The following is a 15,631-nucleotide window of genomic DNA, read 5'->3' on the forward strand; positions in this document are numbered from 1 at the left end:
CGTCATAATGGCGGGTTCCGGACAGGTTGTGACCTATGCCCAGCTTGAAGCCAATTCGAATCGGGTAGCGCAACTGCTGCGTTCTCTGGGGCTGGGCCATGGCGATACCATTGCCATGTGTATGGAAAACCGGGCGGAGTTTTTCGATCTGGCATGGGGTGCCCAGCGCGCCGGTTTGGTCTTTGTGGCGATCAGCAACCGGCTGACTGCGTCGGAGATCGATTACATCCTGCAGGATAGCGGCTCGCAGGCGTTGTTTACCTCCAACTATTTGGGCGACACGCTTGACCAGATCGAGACGCCGGTGAAGCGCTATATCGTAGGTGGCGAGCGCGCGGGATGGATGCCGCTCGCATCCGAATTGGCCAAAATGCCGACAGATCCGGTCGCCGATGAACGTGCAGGCACCGACATGCTTTACAGTTCAGGCACCACGGGTAGGCCCAAGGGTGTGCGCCTGCCGCTTCCCGAAGACTCCGATATCGCAGCGGTCAACCCGCTGGCGATGATTGCCGCGGGTGCCTTTGGCTTCACCGGCGACAGCATCTATCTCTCGCCTGCTCCGCTCTATCACGCTGCTCCGCTGCGCTGGTGCATGGCGGTGCATCGCCTTGGTGGCACCGTGGTGGTGATGGAAAAATATGATCCCGAAGAGGCGCTGGCCGCCATCGAGAAATACAAGATTACCGACAGCCAGTGGGTGCCGACGCACTTTGTGCGCATGCTCAAGCTGCCTGAAGAGGTGCGTGCGAAATATGATGTATCGTCGCTGAAATGCGCCGTCCATGCCGCCGCCCCCTGCCCGGTTCCGGTCAAGGAAGCGATGATCGCCTGGTGGGGCCCGGTGCTGCGCGAATATTATGCGGGTACCGAAGGTAATGGCTTTACCTTCATTAACAGCGAAGATTGGCTGGCGCACAAGGGCTCGGTCGGTAAGGCATTGAATGCCATCATCCACATCTGTGGCGAGGATGGTGAGGAAGTGCCGGTGGGCGAGGAAGGCGTCGTCTATTTCGAGAGCGAATCGCAGTTCAGCTATCATAACGACCCCGTGAAGACCGCCGAAAGCCGCCACCCGAAACATGCGAATTGGTCGATGCTCGGCGATGTCGGCAAGGTTGATGAAGAGGGCTTCCTCTATTTGACCGACCGCAAGAGCTTCATGATCATTTCGGGCGGGGTGAATATCTATCCGCAGGAAATCGAAAATCTGCTGGTGCACCATCCCAAGGTTGCCGACGCTGCCGTTATTGGCGCGCCCGATGACGATATGGGCGAACGTGTGGTCGCCATCGTCCAGCCGCTCGACTGGGCCAATGCGGGCGACGAACTGGCCGACGAACTCAAGGCCTATCTACGTCCTAGCCTGTCGGGTGTGAAGATGCCACGGCAGATTGACTTCCGCGAAGAGCTGCCCCGCCATGCGACCGGCAAGCTCTACAAGCGGCTGCTGCGCGACGAATATTGGGGCAACAAAGACAGCCGGATCGTTTGAGGAGTTTGACGATATGAACGCACCCGTCGCAAAGCCCGAAACCGCCATCGCGGTGATCGATCCCAAATCCTATGCGGCATGGGATCCGCTGCTCGACCTGTTCGACGAGATTCGGGCGGAAACCCCGGTGCTGCGCATCGAAAGCCCGACCGACGATCACGCGCCCTTCTGGCTGATTACCCGCCATGAAGATGTGATGCGGATCAGCAAGGACAATGCGACCTTCCTTAACAGCCCGCGCCCTTCCGTATTGACCAACCGGGCGGGTGAGGATCTGGCGCGGCAGATCACCGGCGGTTCGCCCAATCTTGTCCAGTCGCTGGTTTCGCTCGATGCGCCCAAGCATCCCAAATTGCGGCGGCTGACCCAGGAATGGTTCATGCCCAAGAACCTGAAACTGATCGAAGCCGATATCAAAGAGCTCGCTAAGCGTACCGTTGATCGGTTGATTGCTGCCGGGCCGGAGGCGGATTTCGTGCCGCTGGTTTCCGCACCCTATCCGCTGCATGTCGTAATGCAGATATTGGGCGTGCCCGAAGAAGACGAACCGCGGATGCTGTTCCTGACGCAGCAGATGTTCGGCGGGCAGGATGAGGATCTGAACAAGACCGGCATGGCTAATCTGTCACCCGAGCAGATCTCGCAGATCGTGCTGGGCGCGGTGAAGGATTTCACCGAATATTTCGAGAAGCTGGCCGAGGACCGGCGCCAGAATCCGGGCAAGGATGTCGCAACTATCCTTGCCAACGGTACGATTGACGGTCAGCCGCTCGATCCGCTCGACCTTGCAGGATACTACATCATTGTCGCCGCGGCCGGGCACGATACGACCTCTGCGAGCACGGCGGGCGCGATGCTCGCGCTTGCCAAAGACCCGGAGCAATTTGCCAAGGTCAAGGCAGACCGGAGCCTTGTCGCAGGCATCGTTGAGGAAGCGATCCGCTGGACCACGCCGGTGCAGCATTTCATGCGCATGGCGAATGAGGATGTCGAAATCGCGGGTGTGCAGATTGCCAAAGGCGATTGGTTGATGCTCAACTATGTCGCCGCGAACCACGATCCGGCGCAGTTCGACGAACCGCGTAAGTTTGAAGCTGCACGTGACCAGAACCGGCATATCGCTTTTGGCGCCGGTGCGCACCAATGCCTCGGCCTGCATTTGGCCCGGCTGGAAATGCGGATCTTGTTCGAGGAGATTCTCGACCGTCTCGATTCGGTCGAGTTAGCCGGCGAACCGAAACGCGCCAATTCGACCTTTGTCGGCGGGCTCAAGACCTTGCCGATACGCTTTCGCGCCAGCTAGGCCCCGGCCCGCCGCTTGGGATTAGCGGCAGCGATAGCGGTCGCGGTCGATTTCGCGTCCAAGGATAGCGCCGCCGGCTGCGCCCAATATGGTGCCGAGCGCGCGATCACCGCGGGTGTCGATGGCGCGACCGATCAATGCGCCACCTGCCGCACCAATGATCAGGCCTGTGGTGCCATCGCTGCGGCGGCAATAATAGCGATCATCGTCGCCACGCCACACCCGCGTATCGCGATAGATCGGCTCGGCATTACGTTGCTTTTTCTTGTAATATCCATGTGCCGGGGCATGGCGCGGTGGATCGGCAAGGGCGATCCCGGGCAAGGCGAGCGCCACGGCAGCGGCGGTTGCGATCAAGGCTTTCATGATCTGTCTCCTTCAAAATGGCTGCGGCCAATGCACCGGTTTTAGATGAACGGAATCTAGACGGAAGCGAATTTGTTGGTCGAACGGTTTCGTGCGAGCGTCGAATCGTGCTGCCGACTAAGCTTGCCATGGAGCGAAGTGCGGCCTAGCTTCGGACTATGGCAAATATCATCGCATTCATCTTCGGCCTGATCGCACTGGTTCTGGCTATTCCCGCATTCTTCCCGCTGCTCGGCTGGCTCAACTGGTTGATCATCGTGATTGCGGGCGCAGGCGTGGCTTTCGGTTTTGCGTCGGAAAAGAATTCGGGCCGCAACTTCTGCCTTGTCGTCGTTGCCATCTGCGCCATCCGGCTGTGGCTGGGCGGCGGGATCATTTGATCCGACCCACGCTTCGATGACCACCGCCAACCAACGAACGCCGCAGGGCGGTGGGCTTCCCTACGCCTTTTCGGCCTATCTGATCTGGGGTTTCCTGCCGGTCTATTTCAAACTGCTGGCCGGGGTTCCGGCGCTCGACATATTGGCGTTCCGCATCGTCTGGTCGGTACCGGTTGTTTTCATCATCCTCTATTTCCGCAGCCAATGGGGAGAGTTTACCGCTGCCATTGCCAATCCCAAGGCTCGCGGTGCGATGATGCTGTCGGCGGTGCTGATTGCGATCAATTGGCTGGTCTATGTCTGGGCGATCACCACCGACCGGGTGTTGGCGACAAGCATCGGTTATTATCTCAATCCGCTGGTCAACGTGCTGCTGGGGCGGTTGTTCCTTGGCGAACGCCTGACCAAGCTGCAGGGCTGGGCGGTCGCCGTGGCTGGGATGGGCGTGGCAATATTGCTCGCCGGTTCGCTCGAAACCGTTTGGATCAGCCTGACTTTGGCTTTCAGCTTTGGCACCTACGGCCTCGTCCGCAAGACCGCGCCGACTGGCTCGGTTCCCGGCCTGGCGGTGGAAATGTGCCTGTTGGGGCCGATAGCGCTGGCTGTGTGCATCTGGAGCGTTTCGCAAGCGGGGGGATTCCGTGACATAGGAACCGAGGCCTTGCTTGCGGCCGGAGGAGCGATAACCGTTATTCCGCTGCTGCTCTTTGCCACGGCCGCGCGGAGGATGAGCTATACCGCGCTGGGGTTCGTGCAATATCTGGCCCCGACAATCGTCTTCTTCCTCGGTGCCTTTGCCTATGATGAACCACTCGATGCGACCAAGCTGGCCTGCTTCGCGCTGATCTGGACCGCGATTGCCTTGTTCAGCGTCGATGCCTTCCGACGGATGCGATCAGGCGGATAGCAGTTTCCAGCCGATGGTTTCGCCCGCGTGGAAGGGTGAAACTGGCGTGCCATTGGCATCGACAGACAGTGGTACGTCTATCAGGGCTTTTTCAAGCGTGACCATCTCGTCATTGAGCGGCAGGCCGTAAAAACGGGGGCCGAATTCGGAGGCGAAGCCTTCGAGTTTTTCCAATGCCCCTTCCTCGTCGAAAACCAACGCGTAGCTTTCGATTGCATAAGGCGCGTTGAAAATGCCAGCACAACCACAGGCAGATTCCTTGGCCGATACCGCATGCGGGGCGCTATCGGTGCCGAGGAAGAATTTGGGGTTGCCCGAAACCGCTGCCTTGCGCAGCGCCAGCCGGTGCTTCTCGCGCTTGGCGACAGGCAGGCAATAGGCATGCGGGCGTATGCCGCCGACGAACATCGCGTTGCGGTTGATATGGAGGTGTTGCGGCGTAATCGTTGCGCCGATATTCGAGCCCGAAGCGGTCACGAAATCGACAGCCTCCGCCGTGGTGATATGTTCGAAAACGATTTTCAACGCCGGATAGTCGCGCACCAATGCCGTCATCGTCCGGTCGATGAACACCGCCTCGCGGTCGAAAATGTCGACCTCATGATCGGTCACTTCACCATGCACGAGCAAAGGCATGCCGATATCTTGCATAGCCTCCAGCACCGAACGGATATTGTCGACTGATGTCACGCCATGTGCGCTGTTCGTCGTAGCATGCGCGGGATAGAGCTTGGCGGCAGTAAACACGCCCGACGCATGGCCGCGCCGGATCTCGTCGGGGTCTGTGCCGTCGGTCAGGTAGCAGGTCATTAACGGGGTGAAGTTGAGGCCCGCCGGTAGCGCAGCCAATATGCGGTCGCGATAGGCGCTGACGCCGGCGACGTCGGTCATCGGTGGCGACAGGTTGGGCATCACGATGGCGCGGGCGAATTGGCGCGCGGTATAGGGCAGCACGCCTTTCAGCATCTCCCCGTCGCGCAGATGTACATGCCAGTCGTCGGGGCGGCGGATCGTCAGAGTCGTCACGGTCATGGCTTCCCTTTAGTCGCGTGCCTCCCTATCTGTCACCCATGTCTGCACCCCGTTTGTTCGATCGCGCCATAATTCGCCTGTCCCCTCAGGAAGAGGGGGAGGATGTGCTAGGGTTTCTGCAAGGCTTGGTGACGCAGGACACGCAAGCGGAACTGCCGCTCTGGGCCGGTCTGCTGACGCCTCAAGGCAAGGCCCTGTTCGATTTCTTCCTGTGGGCGGACGGCACCGATTTGGTGATCGATTGCGAAGCTGCACAGGCCGAGGCGCTTGTTCGTCGCCTTTCCCTTTATCGCCTGAGGCGCAAGATAGCGATTTCCGTTGATCCGGCGCTGGGTGTATATTGGGCCGCAGCAGCACCCGACCGTCCCTCCGATCCGCGCCTTCCGGAACTGGGGGTGCGCTGGATCGCGCCGCTTGCCGATGATGATGTCGATATCAGCGAATTCTATCGAGCGCACCGCCTGTCGCTTGGCGTGCCCGAAGGCGTTGCCGAACTTGGCAGCGATGCGACACTGTGGCTGGAAACCAATGCTGCCGAACTACACGGCGTGTCGTTCACCAAGGGTTGTTATGTTGGCCAGGAAAACACCGCGCGGATGAACTGGCGGCAAAAGGTCAACCGGCGGCTGGTGGTCGTACCGATAGCCGATGCTGATCCGGCGAAGGCGCGTGCCAGCTACCCCGAACTCGGCTTTGCGGTCGAACTGCGCAGGGTCGAGAATATGGCCGAAATGAAGCTTCCGGCATGGCAGGCGGCCGCCATCGCTGCTGATTGACAAGCCGTCCGCAATCTCGCACCGCGCAGATCGCAATATACTGAAGGGAATATCGATGGCAGCAACGCTGCTCCTGATCGCTGCGCTTGCTGCTGCCGAACCGGCACCTGCTGGACAGCCCGCCGACGTGGCAACCGACCAGAAGGCGAACGATGCTGCACTGTTTGATGCCGCCACCGGTTGTGCCGCCTATCATGTCTATACGGCGTCATTGGCTACACCGGGCAGTGAAGAGGCGAAATTCGGTGAACAAAAGGCCATCCTGTTCCTGCTCGCATCCTATGCAAAATTTCCCGAAGACAATCCGGATGCTGCCGAAGCCAAGATCGAGGAAACGGTCGAGGGACTGTATGAGGATTCAGTCTCCGTTGAGCCAGAGCAGCACAAGCGCGAAATGGAAGAATTGAAACAGGTCTGCATCCAGTTTGAACCAGCCGCAGCGGTCATCGTTGACGAAGCCGGTCTTTCTCCCGATCCCCAATGAACCTGTTTGTTCAGCGAACGGTCATGACTTTGGGCTAAGCCGGACCGATGCTCATTCTGCCTTTCCTCCTGCTTGCGCAGCCCGCCGATGCGGAAACTTACGACGCGCTGCTTCGTTGCGCGGCGTTCCACACAATCGAAGGCGAACGTCTGGAAAGGGACGAGGGCGAAGCGGCAGGCGATTCCCAAAAGGCGGTAGCCGCCGATTTTGCCGCAACGGCAAGAGCCATGCTGTCAGACGATAATGATGCCAATGCGGTCGAAACCGATCTCGGCCAGCGTAAAGCCGAATATCTGGAAACGCTGGCGGCAGGAGAGCTGCACGATACGGCCAAACAATGGACGGCACTCGAACTGGCTTGCAAGGAATTATATCCCATGCTTGCCAGGCTGGACAGCAGCCGTTCAGGCGAAATCACCGGGCGGTAGTCGGTATAATATCGTCCAACAAAAATTCTGCTTCAGGGACCATCGCAGTCGTTCCGTCAATCTGCCATTGGATACGGTTCAATCCCGCCGCTTCGCCATTCTCGCTCTCGAACCGTTTGTCGCCTTCGATCACGAATGTGCCTGCTATCCAATAGCGTGGGTCGGATGCCTTACTTTCGGGATCATCCGATTGCGCTATAATATCGCTGTTTCGCAACAGGATCGGTAATCCTGAACCTGCCAGCCCCGGTGCTTTGATTTCGACTTCATTGTCGGTTCGACGGCGTACCGAGACAAAAGGATAGCTGATTTGAACGCCTGGAATGGTCGGGAAAATGAAGTCACGATCCGTTTTTCCGGTGATATGGTACTCGACATCAAATATGCCACGCCCGCGATATCGGACCTGTTTCCAGCCATCATAACGCATCAGTTTCTCGGCGATTGCATGATTGTCCGCATCGTTGAACGGATTGAAACCGAGCAGATTGACGGCCATCGCTTCCTCTTCGCGCTGCTCCTGATGTTTGCGCTCCCATTCCAGTTTGCGCTCGGAAACTTTCTCGGGCGTGCAGGAAGGATCGATCCGGCCTGCTTTGTCTCGGACTGTCTGAAGTTGGCCCTTCTCGTCGTAACAATAAGCCATCATGTCGGACCAGGTTTCGTCGCCCGAAGCATTTCCTTTGCCTACACCCGCGGGTGCAAATCTTATCTGGCCACTATACTGGAACTCAAACTGTCCGTTGCGCGATATCCGCAGCAGGCTCTCATACCGGCCTGGAAGATACAGGCATGACGAAAGCGCCGTCGCAGCGATGACCAGCGCCATTAGCCGGACTATCTGAGATTTAAGGACAACGACAACCACTCTGCCAATCTATGGCAGCCAGTTTCAATCTCCAGTCTAACTATGTACCGGTGCGAATGGGCCTTATACGTCCAGATTGGCGACGTTGAGCGCATTGTCCTGAATGAATTCGCGGCGCGGTTCGACTACATCGCCCATTAGTTTCTCGAAAATCTCGCCCTCTTCCTGGCTGTCTTCAATTGTCACCTGCAACAGCGAACGGGCGGTCGGGTCGAGCGTGGTTTCCCAAAGCTGCTCGGCATTCATCTCGCCCAGCCCTTTATAGCGCGCAATCGACAGGCCCTTGCGGCCGGCCGCCAGCACCGCGTCGAGCAATTCGGACGGGCGGGTGATTGCCTTTTCTGTCGATGCCTTGCGCGCAGAGGGGCTTTGTACTTCTTCGCTGTCCGCGGCTTCAACTTCGGCTTCAGGCTCGGCTGCGGCCGCCCCCGATTTGACCAGTCGGGCGGGCGTCGGATAGCTTTCGGCCTCTTCCATCGCCAGACGGTGCAGCTTGCGGGCCTCTGCACTGATAAGGAAGCTGCGCTCGATGATGTGGTGGTCGGAAACGCCGCGCCAGCGACGCTCGAAATGATAGCCGCCCTCTTCGGCGACACGCCCGGTCCAGACGCTTTCAACGTCCTGCGCATCCATCCATGCAGCTGCCTTGGCGACCGCGGCTTCGCGCTCTGCGCCTTCCAGCTCGGGGGCCAGCGCGCCGTTCAACGCCAGTCCTTCGATGATGGTCGGATCATAGCGCCGCGGCACATAGGCCATCAGGCTGCGCATCTTGCGTGCATGGTCGACCAGCGCCGCCAGATCATTGCCACTGCGTTGGCCTTGCGCGCTTTCAAGCACAACGCCGCCCAACCCTGCATCGACAAGATAATTGTCGAGCGCTGCATCGTCCTTGAGGTAAAGCTCGCTGCGCCCCTTGGCGACTTTGTACAGCGGCGGCTGGGCGATGTAGAGATGCCCTGCCTCAATGATCGGTTTCATCTGCCGGTAGAAGAAAGTCAGCAAAAGCGTGCGGATGTGGCTGCCGTCGACGTCAGCGTCGGTCATAATCACGATTTTGTGATAGCGGAGCTTTTCGAGGTTGAAGTCATCACGGATGCCGGTGCCCATCGCCTGGATCAGCGTGCCGACTTCCTTTGACGAAATCACCCGGTCAAAACGCGCGCGCTCCACATTCAGGATTTTACCCTTCAGCGGCAGGATAGCCTGATAATGGCGGTCGCGGCCCTGTTTGGCCGATCCGCCTGCCGAGTCACCTTCGACCAGGAACAGTTCGGATTTGGCCGGATCTCGTTCCTGACAATCGGCGAGTTTGCCGGGGAGCGAGGCGATATCCATCGCGCCTTTGCGCCGGGTCAGTTCGCGGGCCTTGCGCGCGGCTTCGCGGGCCGCAGCCGCGTCGACGATCTTGCTGATCAGAGTCTTTGCGTGCGCGGGATTTTCTTCAAGCCACTCCGCCATTTTGTCGGCCATCAGGCTTTCGAGTGGCTGGCGGACTTCAGAGGAAACCAGCTTGTCCTTGGTCTGTGACGAGAATTTGGGGTCGGGCAGTTTGACCGAAACAATTGCGGTCAGCCCTTCGCGCATATCCTCTCCGGTCAATGAGACCTTTTCCTTTTTCAGGATGCCCGACTTCTCGCCATAATTGTTGATCGTGCGGGTCAGCGCGGCGCGGAAAGCCGCCAAGTGGGTGCCACCATCGCGCTGCGGAATGTTGTTGGTGAAGCAGAGGACGTTTTCGTAATAGCTGTCGTTCCACTCGAGCGACACATCGATGCCAATGCCATCGCGTTCGGACGAAATCGCAATCGGATCGGGCATGATCGGCTGTTTGTTGCGATCGAGATATTTGACGAACGCTGCGATGCCGCCTTCATAATAAAGATCATGCTCGATCACATCGGCATGGCGCTTGTCACGCAACAGGATGCGCACGCCTGAATTGAGGAAGGCAAGCTCGCGATAGCGATGCTCCAGCTTGTCGAAATCGAACTCGGTGACATTTTTGAAGGTGTCGGTGGAAGCCATGAAGGTCACGCGTGTGCCCTTTTTCGGCTTTCCATCGACCACTGGCGCATCGCCCGTAACTTTGAGCGGGGCAACCGCATCGCCATGTTCGAAACGCATCCAATGCTCTTTGCCCTCACGCCAGATGGTGAGCTCGAGGAATTCGGACAGTGCATTGACCACCGAAACACCCACGCCGTGCAGGCCTCCCGATACCTTATAGGCATTGTCGTCCGACGTGTTCTCGAACTTACCGCCGGCATGCAGCTGCGTCATGATGACTTCGGCAGCCGAAACACCCTCTTCTTTGTGCATGCCCGTGGGGATACCGCGGCCATTGTCCTCGACCGAAACCGAGCCATCGGGATTGAGCTCGATCAGCACCAGATCGCAATGCCCGGCGAGGGCTTCGTCGATTGCATTATCCGAAACTTCGAACACCATATGGTGCAGGCCGGAGCCATCATCGGTGTCGCCAATATACATGCCGGGCCGCTTGCGCACGGCATCAAGTCCCTTCAGCACCTTGATGCTGTCGGCGCCATATTCATTCTTGTTCGGATTGGCAGCGCTATCGCCGCTGGGGGTATTTTCACTCATCGGCGGACTATAGGGGAACGGGTGCGGAAACCCAAGGAAAAGCCGCTCTTTTCCACAAGGATTTGGGCTTCCCTTTTACCGATTCGTCCGCTTAAGCAATCCGGGAAACAAGGAGAGAGACGCGATGACATTCGACCCGGCGGCCGAACTGGAAAAACCCTTTGGAGATTATAGCGGCCTGATCGCCGCTTATGGGCAACTGCGACCGGACCGCGTTGCGCTTGATGACGGAACCGAAACCTTGACATGGAGCGAAGTCGCCGCGCTGGTCGAGCGGATTGCAGCGCAATTGCAACGCGATGGACTGCAAAAGGGGCAGGCCGTCGCGATCCTTGGAACCAGCACGGTGCGTTATGCGCTCGCCTATCTAGGGGCCATTCGGGCCGGTGGCTGCGCCGCGCCGTTGACCACATCGGCAACACCGCAGCAACTGGAAGCGATGCTTGAAGATTCGGGTGCAATCCACCTGTTCATCGATGCGCCCAAGCTGGCTGATCTGGCTGGGCGGGTTTTGCCGCCTGTCAAAACGATTATGTTGGATGCGCCTTTGGGCGACAATCCCGATATTTTCGGCTGGATGGCGGAGGAAGGTGCGGAGGCCGCGCCACATGGATGTGGGCCGAAAGATCCGTTCAACATCATCTATTCGAGCGGGACAACCGGAACGCCCAAGGGCATCATCCATTCGCGTCAGATGCGCTGGCTGCACGCCTGTGTCGGTGCCAACACAGGCTATGGCGCGCCTGAAGCTGCCTCGCTTGCATCGACCCCGCTTTATTCGAACACCACGCTGGCGCTGGTCATTCCGACGCTGGCCTATGGCGGCACGTTGCACATGATGCCCAAATTCGACACCGTTGGCTATCTGGAACGGGCGCAAAAGCACCGCATCACCCACACGATGCTGGTACCGGTTCAGTATAAGCGGTTGATGGAATATGAGAAGTTCGACGATTATGACCTGTCGAGCTATTGGCTGAAATATTGCACCAGCGCACCCTTTGCCCCTGCGCTCAAGGCTGATGTGCTAAAGCGCTGGCCGGGTGGTCTGGTCGAAATCTATTCGATGACCGAAGGTGGCGTCGTCTGCCTGCTGCAGGCGCATGAGCATCCGGACAAGCTGCACACCGTTGGTATACCCTGGAAGGGCAGCGAGGTATTCACCATCGACGAAGCCGGCAATCGCTTGCCTGCCGGAGAAATTGGTGAGCTGGTCGGGCGATCGGCTACTATGATGTCGGGCTATCAGAACCAACCCGACAAAACCCGTGAAGGCTATTGGATCGATCCCGACGATGGCAGTATCTGGCAGCGTATGGGCGATATCGGCCGCGTCGATGCCGATGGCTTTGTCGAGCTGCTCGGGCGTTCGAAGGACATGATCATTTCGGGTGGTTTCAACATCTATCCGGTCGATCTGGAAGGCATATTGCTCGGCTTGCCGGGAGTGGAGGAGGCTGCTGTCATTGGTGTGCCGAGCGAGCGCTGGGGAGAAACGCCCGTGGGATTCGTGACTGGCGCGAAAGGCATCAAGCTGGATACCGATTCCTTGCTGTCTGCGGCCAACGAGCAATTGGGCAAGACCCAGCGATTGTCCACACTCTACCAGATCGACGAAATGCCGCGCAGCCATATTGGCAAGCTGCTAAAAACCGACTTGCGCGAAATTGCGGACAGGATGGTGGCCGCATGATGCAGGAGCATTGGGGCACGGAGCTGAAGACCGTCATTTCGGTGCTTCAGACTGCGCTGACCCCAGCCTTTTTGCTCGTCGCAGTTGGCAGTTTGCTCAATGTCCTCACCGGGCGGCTGTCCCGGATTGTCGATCGGTCGCGCCATCTCGAAGATCGTCATGCCGCAGCGAGCGGGCAGGAGCTTGTCCGACTGGTTCTTGAGCTGCGCATATTGCAACGGCGGATGCTGATTGTCGGCCGTTCGATTCTCCTGTCGGTGCTCGCCGCCGTTGCTGTTTGCGTGATGATCGGCCTGTTGTTTCTGATGGGACTCACGGAAATTTCGATGGCGTGGATCATCGTTGCTGTTTTCATGGTCGCATTGGCCTTGCTGGCATGGGCGCTAGCTGCCTTTGTGCGCGAAATCTCACTTGCGACACATGCAATCAAGGTGCCGAAAGAATATCTGGAGTTGCCCGAGCCTGTAGAAGCTGAATAGGAGTCTTTGGCGCTATTCAGAGTTGGCTTCGGCCATCTGCCACACGACAACCACGCCGACGCCGGCCGCTGCCACCAAGCCTATCCCGATCCACGCCGCTGTAGACATGTTGTAACGCCCGTTAACCTTGGGCACTTCGCGACCATTGAGCATCAGATGCGGGTCTTTGGACAGGCTAAGCCCGATACGGGCTTTTTGGTTGTTCAGATCTTTCAATTCGGTGCCGACAACTGCAACTGATTGTCGGTTGGCGCGGTGATCAAAACCGAGTTCAAGCCGGGGTTTGCGTTCCTGTGCCTTGCCGCCATTGCCAAAGGGCACAGTCAGGCCCAGGCTTATCTTTTTGTCGCTCGGTCGGCCAAGGTCTGAGCTATTATACGATTGAGCGATAGCACTTGCCGGAACGGCAAATATGATAGCCGCCGCCATGACCGAACGTAGCATGTACATTTCCCTTGCTGCTTTTGCCGATCTGATAGGCTGCCTGTCAGCGACTGGTAAGCTCCAGAATGTACTGGTTCTTCGAAGCTTGGAAAAATGCGGATCAAACGCTCTTGCGTTTAATCTCATCCACTCTGCTAACGACTTCATCACGGATGGTGGGCGTTACGAATTTGGAAATATCGCCGCCATAGATTGCAATCTCTTTCACCAGACGGCTTGCAATAGGTTGTAAAGCAACATCGGCCATCAGAAAGATGGTTTCCACCCGGTCATTCAGTTGGCGGTTCATGCCAGTGAGCTGATATTCATATTCAAAGTCGGTCACGCCGCGAATGCCACGGACGACAACGGCGGCGCCTTGCGCATCGGCAAAGTCCATCAGCAATGAGTTGAATCCGACGACTCGGACATTGCTGATTCCCTGACTCGCCACTTCGCGCTCCACCATCGCCATCCGTTCGTCGTCGTTGAACATCGGCGATTTCGCAATATTTGTGGTCACGCCAATCACTAATTCGTCGACCAGCTTTGCACCGCGCGCGATGATGTCCATATGGCCAAGGGTGATGGGGTCGAAAGTTCCTGGATAGACGCCGATACGCTTCATCATTCCCTCTCCCTTAGCGATCCCGTTCGAGCACATAGCGGGCAATGGCGCGAAGCAAGTCCGCTTCGTGGCCATAACCGGCAAGGTGGCTGACCGATTGTTCGACGAGCATTTCGGCCTGCTGCTTGGCGCGTTCAAGGCCCATCAGCGAGACGAACGTGGCCTTTCCGGCATCGGCATCTTTGTGCAACGCCTTGCCCACCAGCGCCTCGTCGCCTTCGACGTCCATGATGTCGTCGACAATCTGGAAGGCGAGACCGATGTCGCGTGCATAGCCGCGCAAATGTGTGCGACCCTCTGGCGGCACATGGCCAAGGATCGCGCCCATTTCGACACTGGCAGCGATCAGTGCGCCGGTTTTCAAGGCCTGCAAACGGGTGACCGTGGGTAGATCGAAACTCGATTCTTCGGCTTCCAGATCCATCATCTGACCGCCCGCCATTCCATCAGGGCCACTGGCCTTGGCTAGTGTGGCAATCAGGTCGCCGCGCACAAATGGATCCGGATGGGTTTCAGGATCGGAGAGGATTTCAAAGGCCAACGCGTGCAGCGAATCTCCCGCCAGCACGGCGGTTGCTTCGTCAAAAGCCTTGTGCACCGTCGGTTTGCCGCGCCGTATATCGTCATCATCCATGCACGGCAGATCATCGTGCACGAGCGAATAGACATGAATTGCTTCGACCGCTGTCCCCGCTCGGAGTGCTTGGATACGGGCCACATTAAAAATGCCTGCCGTCGCGATCACCAGCAGCGGACGCAACCGCTTTCCGCCACCCATTGCCGCATGCCGCATCGCCTCAAACAAACGGGCGCGAGCATCGGTCGGGATCGCCAATAACGCTCCGAACATCGCATCAACGTCAGCCGCGACCTCGGCAATTGCCTGATTGATCGACACGGTCGGGCTTCCCATCAGGGCTCAATCCGCATCAAAGGGACGTGTGCCGGCAGGAGCGCCATCCGCGCCAAGGACGATCTGTTCGATTTTTGCTTGCGCGGCATCCAGTCTTGCCTGGCAAAGCGCGCGCAATTTGTGGCCCTGTTCGTAGAGCGCGATCGATTCATCAAGCGGCGCTTCCCCGCTTTCGAGCTTGCGGACAATCTCTTCAAGCGCCTTGAGCGCCTCTTCAAAACTGGGTTCTGTGCTGTCGCTGGTCATACCGCAGCTTTGGCGCGGGGCAGCTTGTCGGTCAAGCGTTTCGCTTCGTCGATTTTCCACGCCGATTTTACTTTCAGCTGCAACGAAGCTGGTGCAAGGTCCCGATTCTATGAAGAAATCCATTCTCCTGATCGCCCCGTTGTCCATGCTGGCGTTAGCAGCATGCAACAAGTCCGAAACCCCTGCCGCCGAAGGCGAAGCGACCGCCGGTACCGCAGCACCAGCTGCGCCTGTTGCAGAAATGCCACCGGCAATCACATCGCAGGCGACCTATCGTTGCGCCGACAACACCATTGTGCATGTCGATTTCCTCGGCAAGAACGAAGCCGCTGACATCCGCGTGGGTGACAAGACTGCTGCTGCCGTGCGCGTGAAGGCCGAAGCACCCGCCGCTCCGGCTGAAGGTGCGGCTGCTCCTGCTGCTGAAGCACCGGCAGGTCCGCTCAAATCCGAAGATGGCAAGACCATGCTTTCGGGCAGCGGCAAGCAGATCAACCTCAAGCTTGCCGACAAGGGCGCGCAGACCTGCAAAAGCAACTGATATCCAAACCAGTCAGAATAGAGGAAGGGGTCGCTTGCCGACCCCTTTTTCTTGCGCATTGCAGT

18 protein-coding genes are annotated in these 15,631 nt (G+C 58.3%); 10 read left to right on the top strand and 8 right to left on the bottom strand.

Annotated elements, in window-relative coordinates; translation table 11 throughout:
- Both Q0239_RS15005 and Q0239_RS15010 read left to right on the top strand, forming a co-directional pair.
- Nucleotides 1-1,495 (top strand): acyl-CoA synthetase (locus Q0239_RS15005; protein WP_298604317.1); only part of this gene is annotated, 1,495 nt, incomplete at its 5' end.
- 13 nt (nt 1,496-1,508) lie between these two features.
- Nucleotides 1,509-2,798 (top strand): cytochrome P450, encoded by a 1,290-nt coding sequence (locus Q0239_RS15010; RefSeq protein ID WP_298604320.1) that lies wholly within the window; start codon nt 1,509-1,511, stop codon nt 2,796-2,798.
- A 21-nt stretch (nt 2,799-2,819) separates the two neighbouring features.
- Here the strand turns inward: Q0239_RS15010 and Q0239_RS15015 are convergent, their stop codons facing one another.
- Complete coding sequence (locus tag Q0239_RS15015) at nt 2,820-3,164, bottom strand: glycine zipper 2TM domain-containing protein (protein WP_298604324.1); 345 nt, start codon at nt 3,162-3,164, stop codon at nt 2,820-2,822.
- A gap of 158 nt (nt 3,165-3,322) precedes the next feature.
- Between Q0239_RS15015 and Q0239_RS15020 the strand changes: the two genes are divergently transcribed.
- Together Q0239_RS15020 and rarD are read left to right on the top strand one after the other, a co-directional pair.
- Complete coding sequence (locus Q0239_RS15020; RefSeq protein ID WP_298604327.1) at nt 3,323-3,544, top strand: hypothetical protein; 222 nt, start codon at nt 3,323-3,325, stop codon at nt 3,542-3,544.
- A gap of 16 nt (nt 3,545-3,560) precedes the next feature.
- Nucleotides 3,561-4,451, top strand: coding sequence for an EamA family transporter RarD (gene rarD / locus Q0239_RS15025; RefSeq protein WP_298604330.1), 891 nt, complete (start codon nt 3,561-3,563; stop codon nt 4,449-4,451).
- Here rarD and pyrC read toward each other — a convergent pair.
- On the bottom strand, nt 4,440-5,483 hold the full coding sequence (gene pyrC, locus Q0239_RS15030; RefSeq protein WP_298604333.1) for a dihydroorotase: 1,044 nt from the start codon (nt 5,481-5,483) through the stop codon (nt 4,440-4,442). The genes rarD and pyrC overlap by 12 nt on opposite strands.
- A gap of 38 nt (nt 5,484-5,521) precedes the next feature.
- On the opposite strand from pyrC, the gene Q0239_RS15035 reads away from it, so the two are divergent.
- From Q0239_RS15035 to Q0239_RS15045, 3 genes are read left to right on the top strand one after another with little or no spacing between them, the layout of a single operon-like run.
- Nucleotides 5,522-6,259, top strand: a complete 738-nt coding sequence (locus tag Q0239_RS15035; protein WP_298604336.1) for a folate-binding protein — start codon at nt 5,522-5,524, stop codon at nt 6,257-6,259.
- A gap of 55 nt (nt 6,260-6,314) precedes the next feature.
- Nucleotides 6,315-6,743, top strand: a complete 429-nt coding sequence (locus tag Q0239_RS15040; RefSeq protein ID WP_298604338.1) for a hypothetical protein — start codon at nt 6,315-6,317, stop codon at nt 6,741-6,743.
- A gap of 47 nt (nt 6,744-6,790) precedes the next feature.
- Nucleotides 6,791-7,171 carry a hypothetical protein gene (locus Q0239_RS15045; protein WP_298604341.1) on the top strand — a complete coding sequence of 127 codons (381 nt, stop codon included), beginning with the start codon at nt 6,791-6,793 and terminating at the stop codon, nt 7,169-7,171.
- Here the strand turns inward: Q0239_RS15045 and Q0239_RS15050 are convergent.
- Together Q0239_RS15050 and gyrB are read right to left on the bottom strand one after the other, a co-directional pair.
- Nucleotides 7,158-8,000: a hypothetical protein gene (locus tag Q0239_RS15050; protein ID WP_298604344.1), complete on the bottom strand. Its 843-nt coding sequence runs from the start codon at nt 7,998-8,000 to the stop codon at nt 7,158-7,160. The two genes, Q0239_RS15045 and Q0239_RS15050, sit on opposite strands and share 14 nt — an antisense overlap.
- 102 nt (nt 8,001-8,102) lie before the next feature.
- The gene (gene gyrB, locus Q0239_RS15055) at nt 8,103-10,643 is read right to left on the bottom strand and encodes a DNA topoisomerase (ATP-hydrolyzing) subunit B (RefSeq protein ID WP_298604347.1); all 2,541 of its coding nucleotides are present in this window, start codon (nt 10,641-10,643) and stop codon (nt 8,103-8,105) included.
- A 124-nt stretch (nt 10,644-10,767) separates the two neighbouring features.
- Here gyrB and Q0239_RS15060 point away from each other — a divergent pair, with 124 nt between their 5' ends.
- Both Q0239_RS15060 and Q0239_RS15065 read left to right on the top strand, forming a co-directional pair.
- On the top strand, nt 10,768-12,336 hold the full coding sequence (locus Q0239_RS15060) for a class I adenylate-forming enzyme family protein (RefSeq protein ID WP_298604350.1): 1,569 nt from the start codon (nt 10,768-10,770) through the stop codon (nt 12,334-12,336).
- Nucleotides 12,333-12,815 carry a DUF2721 domain-containing protein gene (locus Q0239_RS15065; RefSeq protein ID WP_298604353.1) on the top strand — a complete coding sequence of 161 codons (483 nt, stop codon included), beginning with the start codon at nt 12,333-12,335 and terminating at the stop codon, nt 12,813-12,815. The genes Q0239_RS15060 and Q0239_RS15065 overlap by 4 nt, the downstream gene beginning before the upstream one ends.
- A gap of 12 nt (nt 12,816-12,827) precedes the next feature.
- Here the strand turns inward: Q0239_RS15065 and Q0239_RS15070 are convergent, their stop codons facing one another.
- The 4 genes from Q0239_RS15070 to Q0239_RS15085 all read right to left on the bottom strand — a co-directional run bounded on the left by Q0239_RS15070 (nt 12,828) and on the right by Q0239_RS15085 (nt 15,025).
- Nucleotides 12,828-13,259, bottom strand: a complete 432-nt coding sequence (locus Q0239_RS15070; protein ID WP_298604356.1) for a hypothetical protein — start codon at nt 13,257-13,259, stop codon at nt 12,828-12,830.
- Between the two features lie 100 nt (nt 13,260-13,359).
- On the bottom strand, nt 13,360-13,869 hold the full coding sequence (gene coaD, locus Q0239_RS15075; protein ID WP_298604359.1) for a pantetheine-phosphate adenylyltransferase: 510 nt from the start codon (nt 13,867-13,869) through the stop codon (nt 13,360-13,362).
- Nucleotides 13,870-13,879: 10 nt separating this feature from the next.
- Complete coding sequence (locus Q0239_RS15080; RefSeq protein WP_298604362.1) at nt 13,880-14,779, bottom strand: polyprenyl synthetase family protein; 900 nt, start codon at nt 14,777-14,779, stop codon at nt 13,880-13,882.
- Nucleotides 14,780-14,785: 6 nt separating this feature from the next.
- Nucleotides 14,786-15,025, bottom strand: coding sequence for an exodeoxyribonuclease VII small subunit (locus Q0239_RS15085; RefSeq protein WP_298604365.1), 240 nt, complete (start codon nt 15,023-15,025; stop codon nt 14,786-14,788).
- 109 nt (nt 15,026-15,134) lie between these two features.
- On the opposite strand from Q0239_RS15085, the gene Q0239_RS15090 reads away from it, so the two are divergent.
- Nucleotides 15,135-15,566: a hypothetical protein gene (locus Q0239_RS15090; RefSeq protein ID WP_298604368.1), complete on the top strand. Its 432-nt coding sequence runs from the start codon at nt 15,135-15,137 to the stop codon at nt 15,564-15,566.
- The last annotated feature ends 65 nt before the right edge of the window (nt 15,567-15,631 follow it).

Origin of the sequence: uncultured Sphingorhabdus sp., assembly GCF_937872355.1 — a bacterium.
Classification (GTDB): Bacteria; Pseudomonadota; Alphaproteobacteria; order Sphingomonadales; family Sphingomonadaceae; genus Sphingorhabdus_B.

Coding starts and splice junctions, on each gene's coding strand:
- Q0239_RS15010 (WP_298604320.1), top strand. CDS start 1,509: ATGAACGCACCCGTCGCAAAGCCCGAAACCGCCATCGCGGTGATCGAT.
- Q0239_RS15015 (WP_298604324.1), bottom strand. CDS start 3,164: ATGAAAGCCTTGATCGCAACCGCCGCTGCCGTGGCGCTCGCCTTGCCC.
- Q0239_RS15020 (WP_298604327.1), top strand. CDS start 3,323: ATGGCAAATATCATCGCATTCATCTTCGGCCTGATCGCACTGGTTCTG.
- rarD (WP_298604330.1), top strand. CDS start 3,561: ATGACCACCGCCAACCAACGAACGCCGCAGGGCGGTGGGCTTCCCTAC.
- pyrC (WP_298604333.1), bottom strand. CDS start 5,483: ATGACCGTGACGACTCTGACGATCCGCCGCCCCGACGACTGGCATGTA.
- Q0239_RS15035 (WP_298604336.1), top strand. CDS start 5,522: ATGTCTGCACCCCGTTTGTTCGATCGCGCCATAATTCGCCTGTCCCCT.
- Q0239_RS15040 (WP_298604338.1), top strand. CDS start 6,315: ATGGCAGCAACGCTGCTCCTGATCGCTGCGCTTGCTGCTGCCGAACCG.
- Q0239_RS15045 (WP_298604341.1), top strand. CDS start 6,791: ATGCTCATTCTGCCTTTCCTCCTGCTTGCGCAGCCCGCCGATGCGGAA.
- Q0239_RS15050 (WP_298604344.1), bottom strand. CDS start 8,000: ATGGCGCTGGTCATCGCTGCGACGGCGCTTTCGTCATGCCTGTATCTT.
- gyrB (WP_298604347.1), bottom strand. CDS start 10,643: ATGAGTGAAAATACCCCCAGCGGCGATAGCGCTGCCAATCCGAACAAG.
- Q0239_RS15060 (WP_298604350.1), top strand. CDS start 10,768: ATGACATTCGACCCGGCGGCCGAACTGGAAAAACCCTTTGGAGATTAT.
- Q0239_RS15065 (WP_298604353.1), top strand. CDS start 12,333: ATGATGCAGGAGCATTGGGGCACGGAGCTGAAGACCGTCATTTCGGTG.
- Q0239_RS15070 (WP_298604356.1), bottom strand. CDS start 13,259: ATGCTACGTTCGGTCATGGCGGCGGCTATCATATTTGCCGTTCCGGCA.
- coaD (WP_298604359.1), bottom strand. CDS start 13,869: ATGATGAAGCGTATCGGCGTCTATCCAGGAACTTTCGACCCCATCACC.
- Q0239_RS15080 (WP_298604362.1), bottom strand. CDS start 14,779: ATGGGAAGCCCGACCGTGTCGATCAATCAGGCAATTGCCGAGGTCGCG.
- Q0239_RS15085 (WP_298604365.1), bottom strand. CDS start 15,025: ATGACCAGCGACAGCACAGAACCCAGTTTTGAAGAGGCGCTCAAGGCG.
- Q0239_RS15090 (WP_298604368.1), top strand. CDS start 15,135: ATGAAGAAATCCATTCTCCTGATCGCCCCGTTGTCCATGCTGGCGTTA.